This window comes from Imhoffiella purpurea (assembly GCF_000585215.1).
Taxonomy (GTDB): domain Bacteria; phylum Pseudomonadota; class Gammaproteobacteria; order Chromatiales; family Chromatiaceae; genus Imhoffiella; species Imhoffiella purpurea.
In genome coordinates, this window is sequence record NZ_AONC01000114.1 from 1 (window position 1) to 662 (window position 662).

General features: G+C 62.7%; 1 pseudogene. It reads left to right on the forward strand.

From position 1 onward, the window contains the following. Positions 1-662: pseudogene (locus D779_RS20620) on the forward strand (IS4 family transposase); the annotation flags it as partial.

A 662-nucleotide genomic window follows, 5' to 3' on the forward strand; every position in this document is an offset into this window, starting at 1 on the left:
GCCCGTTTCATCCTGGCCGTCCTGCAAGTGCGTTCGGTCAACCTGGCCCGCCTGGCGCCAGTACTCTCGAGTCGTGCGAAAACCAGCTCGAACTACATCCGGTTACAGCGCTTCATGCGTTCCTTTGCGATCGATCAAGCGGACATCGCCCGTACGGTGGCTGATCTCCTGCCCGCGACCCCATGGGTGCTGACGCTCGATCGCACCAACTGGAAACTCGGACGCGCCGAGATCAATCTGCTGGTGCTCGGTGTCGCCTACCGAGGATTGGCGATCCCCTTGCTGTGGACCGCTTTGCCCAAGGCCGGCAACTCCAATACCAAAGAGCGCATCGCGCTGATGGAGCGCTTTTTCGCGACCTTTCCGGGTCAGCCAGTGGCCTTCCTGTTGGCCGATCGTGAGTTCGTCGGGCGCGATTGGCTGGCGTATCTCCTGCGGCGCGAGCTGCCATTTCGCTTGCGCCTGAAGGCCAACGTCAACCTCACGTCCACCAAGGGGGCCTATCCGCTGCTGCGCGAATTCCAGACCCTGGCCGTCGGGGGCACACGGGTGCTGCGCCAGCCGCGACGGCTCTGGGGGCAGAAGGTCTTTCTCAGTGCCAAACGCCTGGAAACCAATGAATGGCTGCTCATCGTCAGCGAGTCCTACAGCCGCCAGGCCAT